Source organism: Pseudomonas sp. (assembly GCF_049645325.1).
In the GTDB taxonomy this organism is placed as follows: Bacteria; Pseudomonadota; Gammaproteobacteria; order Pseudomonadales; family Pseudomonadaceae; genus Aquipseudomonas.
Genome location: NZ_JBARTQ010000067.1, coordinates 1 through 4,030, shown reverse-complemented (window position 1 = coordinate 4,030; position 4,030 = coordinate 1). Strand labels below are relative to the sequence as shown.

Below are 4,030 nucleotides of genomic sequence, written 5' to 3'. Positions count from 1 at the left end.
TGGGAGCTGGCTTGCCTGCGATGGCGCCCGCCCGCACACCACACCTTTCAAGCCACCCAATCCCACCTACGCTTACGTTAGGATGCTCGTTCCCTATTCGAGGTGGTCTCCATGTTCTTCGGCGTTCTCCTGATCATCACCTGGCTGATCCTGCTGCTGCGCTACCCCGCCAAGGCACTCCCGGTGTCCCTCGCCGCCGCAGTCGGCCTGGGTTTTGTGGCCGTCTGGGTGGTGTGGCTGGACAGCCGCGAAGCCTCGCAACTGGCGCGCCTGGAACTGCGCATCAGCTACGCACCGCAGGAATGCCCGGCAGACCGCCCGCTCAAACTGATCCTGAGCAACGGCAACGACGTGCCCCTCACTGAACTGCGCTGGCGCCTCGCCGCCTACGCCCCGGGCGATACCGTCAACCTGGCCGATAACGTCTACGCCGCCCCGCGCTATCGCGGCCCCGGTGAATTGCAGGCCGGCGCCACCTGGGACGACTGCCTGCCCACCCCACCGTTGCGCCCCGGCTACCGCCCGCAAACCCTGGAATTTCGCGCCGAGCACCTGCAAGGCAGTTTCTCGGACTGACAAAGGAATGATCCATGCCCAACGTACTGATCACCGGTTGCTCCAGCGGCATCGGCCGCGCCCTGGCGGACGCCTTCAAATCCGCAGGCTATGACGTGTGGGCCAGCGCCCGCCGCCCGGAAGACGTCGCCGACTTGTCTGCCGCCGGCTTCAACGCCGTGCAACTCGACGTCAACGACAGCACCGCCTTGCAGCACCTGGCCGAGCAATGGGGCGAGCTGGATGTGCTGATCAACAACGCCGGTTACGGCGGCATGGGCCCATTGCTCGACGGCGGCACTGACGCCCTGCAGCGCCAATTTGAAACCAACGTGTTTTCCATCGTCGGCGTGACCAAGGCACTCTTTCCCGCACTGCGTCGCGGCAAAGGTCTGGTGGTGAATATCGGCAGCGTGTCCGGGGTTTTGGTCACGCCGTTTGCCGGCGCCTACTGCGCGTCGAAAGCCGCCGTGCATGCCTTGAGCGATGCGCTGCGCATGGAACTGGCACCGTTTGGCATTCGCGTGATGGAAGTGCAGCCAGGCGCCATCGACACCCGCTTCGCCAAAAACGCCGGCGCCCAGGCCGAACTGTTGATCAACGAAAAATCGCCATGGTGGCCGCTGCGTGAAGGCATCCGTGCACGCTCCCAGGCCTCGCAGAACAATCCGACCTCGGCCAACCAGTTCGCGGCGCAGGTACTCAAGGCCGTTCAACAATCAAACCCACCTCGGCTGTTGCGTGCCGGTAATGGCTGCCGGGCGCTGCCGCTGATGGCGGCGTTGTTGCCCAAGGCGTTGCTGGAGACCGTGTTGAAGAAACGCTTCGGGCTCGGGGGCTCACTCTAACCCTTCATAAAATCAATAAACGCCCGCACCTTCAGCGGCAAATGCCGCGTATCTGGATACATCGCGTAAACCCCTTGCGGGGCGAAGCGGTGGTCCGGCAACAGGCGCACCAGGCGCCCTGCCTCCAGGTCATCCTGCACCAGCCACTGTGGCAGCACCGCCACGCCATGCCCGCGCACGGCGAACGCCTGGAGCACAGCGGCGCTGTCGGCAACCAGCGCGCTTTGACCGGCGCGGTATTGATGTTCGCCGCCAGAGGGGTCGGTCACCGCCAATTCCGTCAACCGGCCGTGCCCCAACCTCGGCACGTGCTCCAGGTCATCCAGTGTGTGAACCCCGGCAAACGCTGGCGCCGCAACGGCGAACACCTGGAAGGTCGACAACTGCACCGCCCGGTGGTTGGAATCCAGCAACCGCCCCAGCCGAATCGCCACGTCAAAACGCTCGGAGATCAAATCGGCGTGGGTGGAGGATGTGGATAAGTGAATATTCAAATCCGGATGCAGCCGACGGAACGCCTCAACCGCCGGGGCAACCACCGCCAGCGCGTATTCCACAGTGGTGGTGATGCGCAGCGTGCCTTTGAGTTGGGCATGTTCCGAACGGGCTTCTTCCACCGCCAGTTGCGCCTCTTCCAACACACGGGTGCAGCGTTGGTAGAAGCGCTCGCCCGCGTCGGTCAACGCCAACTGGCGGGTGTTGCGGGTCAGCAAGGTCACGCCCAGCTCGGCTTCGAGGCGCTTGAGGTTGAAGCTGACCACCGCGCGGGTCTGGCCCAGCCGGTCGGCGGCGGCGGTAAGCGAGCCGGCCTCGACCACGGCCTTGAAGGTGTCGAATCGGTCCAGGCTGACCATCGGCCGCGCCCTCCTTTGTCAAAATATTTTTGACAAACTAACAGCCAAACCGGCGTATCCCAAACGTGGCGTGCGGCCTACCCTGCTCGCCTCACTCGCAGGATCGCGTTCATGACCTACCGCTCAAAAGTCGCCTGGATCTTCTTGCTGGGCTTCGCCCTGGACTTGGTGAACATGTTTGTCGCCACCGTCGCCTACCCGGACATCGCCCGCGAGTTGCACGCCTCAGTCACGCAACTGGCATGGATCAGCAATGCTTACATGCTTGGCCTGACGCTGATCATCCCGTTGAGCGTTTGGCTGGCGGCGATCATGGGCGAGCGGACGCTGATCGCGGCAAGCCTGTTGTTGTTCGCCGGCGCATCAATGATGGTCGGCCAGTCCAGCTCGATCGAAGCGCTGATTGGCTGGCGCGTGCTGCAAGGGCTGGGCGGCGGGCTGCTGATTCCCGTGGGGCAGGCCATGGCCTATCGGCACTTCCCGGCGGCGCAGCGCAGCCAATTGACGGCGCGGGTGATGTCGGTGGCACTGCTGGTGCCCGCGTTGTCACCGGCCTTGGGCGGGTTAATTGTGGACAGCGTGTCCTGGCGCTGGATCTTCTACGCCAACCTGCCGCTGGCGCTGATTACCCTGGTGCTGGCGTTGCTGTGGATAACACCCGATGTGCCAACAACCGTGCGCCCGGCGTTGGACATGGGCAGCATTTTCAAACAGGTCCGCAGCCCGATGCTGCGCGTAGCGATGCTGGTCTACCTGTTCATACCCGGCGTATTTATCGGCACCAGCCTGATCGCCATTCTTTATCTGCGCGGCCTGGGCTACGACGCAACACGCACCGGCGCGCTGATGTTGCCATGGGCGCTGGCGTCGGCGCTGGCGATTTTCCTCAGCAAAAAATGGTTCAACCGTTGCGGCCCAAAACCGTTGTTGCTGACGGGCATGGCACTCCAATGCATTGGCATTCTTCTACTGAACCAGCCCGGTCCAGCCCTGATTATTGGCGCCTACACGTTGATGGGCCTGGGCGGCAGCCTGTGCAGCAGCACTGCGCAGACCCTGGCATTTCTCGACATTCCCGCCGAGCGCATGGGCCACGCCAGCGCCTTGTGGAACATCAACCGCCAAGTCAGCTTCTGCCTCGGCGCCGCCGCCCTGAGTGCGCTGTTGTCGGCCTTGGATTCCTTCGCCATAACCTTCACGATAGCCGCAGCCCTGACACTGCTGCCTCTTTTCGCAGTGCTGCGCCTGGACACGTCCAGGGTACGCGCGCTGCTTCACCCTGCCAGCGAGCCACAGCCATGATTGATTACAGCGATTTTTTTGAAGAAGTGATCCAGACCCACGTCGAGATCGAGCAGTGGTTTGCCGGGGTCGCACCTGAAGGCACCTTGCACAGTCTGCTCGCGCGCTTTTCCCCCGATTTCAGCATGGTCGCCCCCGCCACCGGCACCCGCGTCAATACGGCCGGGGTCAATGCCCTGTTCACGCGCCTGGGCGGCATGCGTCCGGGGTTGAAAATCACCTTGAGCGAAATGGCCGGGATTGACCGGCATGCGCGCGGCGCCACGGTGACTTACCGTGAGCATCAGGTGGATGACAGCGGCACGCAGACGGATCGACGTGCCACCGTCGTATTCGAGAAACAGGCGAGTGGCGCGTTGCTGTGGCGACATCTGCACGAAACCTTCATCAAGGCCTAACACCGTAAAAAATGTGGGAGCTGGCTTGCCTGCGATAGCGGTGGGTCAGCACTGCATACCTCAACTGAGAGTC

Annotated in this window: 5 protein-coding genes; 4 read left to right on the top strand and 1 reads right to left on the bottom strand. The window is 63.2% G+C overall.

All coding sequences use genetic code 11. The annotated features are described in order from the left end of the window. Positions 1-111 precede the first annotated feature (111 nt). Positions 112-576 (top strand): multidrug transporter, encoded by a 465-nt coding sequence (locus WBB95_RS02960; protein WP_424486218.1) that lies wholly within the window; start codon positions 112-114, stop codon positions 574-576. Between the two features lie 14 nt (positions 577-590). Next, a complete protein-coding gene (locus WBB95_RS02955) occupies positions 591-1,403 on the top strand; it encodes an SDR family oxidoreductase (protein ID WP_424486217.1) in 813 nt (270 codons plus the stop codon). Here WBB95_RS02955 and WBB95_RS02950 read toward each other — a convergent pair. Beyond that, positions 1,400-2,257, bottom strand: coding sequence for a LysR family transcriptional regulator (locus tag WBB95_RS02950; protein ID WP_424486216.1), 858 nt, complete (start codon positions 2,255-2,257; stop codon positions 1,400-1,402). The genes WBB95_RS02955 and WBB95_RS02950 overlap by 4 nt on opposite strands. Positions 2,258-2,368: 111 nt before the next feature. Between WBB95_RS02950 and WBB95_RS02945 the strand changes: the two genes are divergently transcribed. Together WBB95_RS02945 and WBB95_RS02940 are read left to right on the top strand one after the other, a co-directional pair. Then, on the top strand, positions 2,369-3,559 hold the full coding sequence (locus WBB95_RS02945; RefSeq protein WP_424486215.1) for an MFS transporter: 1,191 nt from the start codon (positions 2,369-2,371) through the stop codon (positions 3,557-3,559). Further along, positions 3,556-3,957: a DUF4440 domain-containing protein gene (locus tag WBB95_RS02940; RefSeq protein ID WP_424486214.1), complete on the top strand. Its 402-nt coding sequence runs from the start codon at positions 3,556-3,558 to the stop codon at positions 3,955-3,957. Before WBB95_RS02945 ends, WBB95_RS02940 begins: the two co-directional genes overlap by 4 nt. The last annotated feature ends 73 nt before the right edge of the window (positions 3,958-4,030 follow it).

Coding starts and splice junctions, on each gene's coding strand:
- WBB95_RS02940 (WP_424486214.1), top strand. CDS start 3,556: ATGATTGATTACAGCGATTTTTTTGAAGAAGTGATCCAGACCCACGTC.
- WBB95_RS02950 (WP_424486216.1), bottom strand. CDS start 2,257: ATGGTCAGCCTGGACCGATTCGACACCTTCAAGGCCGTGGTCGAGGCC.
- WBB95_RS02960 (WP_424486218.1), top strand. CDS start 112: ATGTTCTTCGGCGTTCTCCTGATCATCACCTGGCTGATCCTGCTGCTG.
- WBB95_RS02945 (WP_424486215.1), top strand. CDS start 2,369: ATGACCTACCGCTCAAAAGTCGCCTGGATCTTCTTGCTGGGCTTCGCC.
- WBB95_RS02955 (WP_424486217.1), top strand. CDS start 591: ATGCCCAACGTACTGATCACCGGTTGCTCCAGCGGCATCGGCCGCGCC.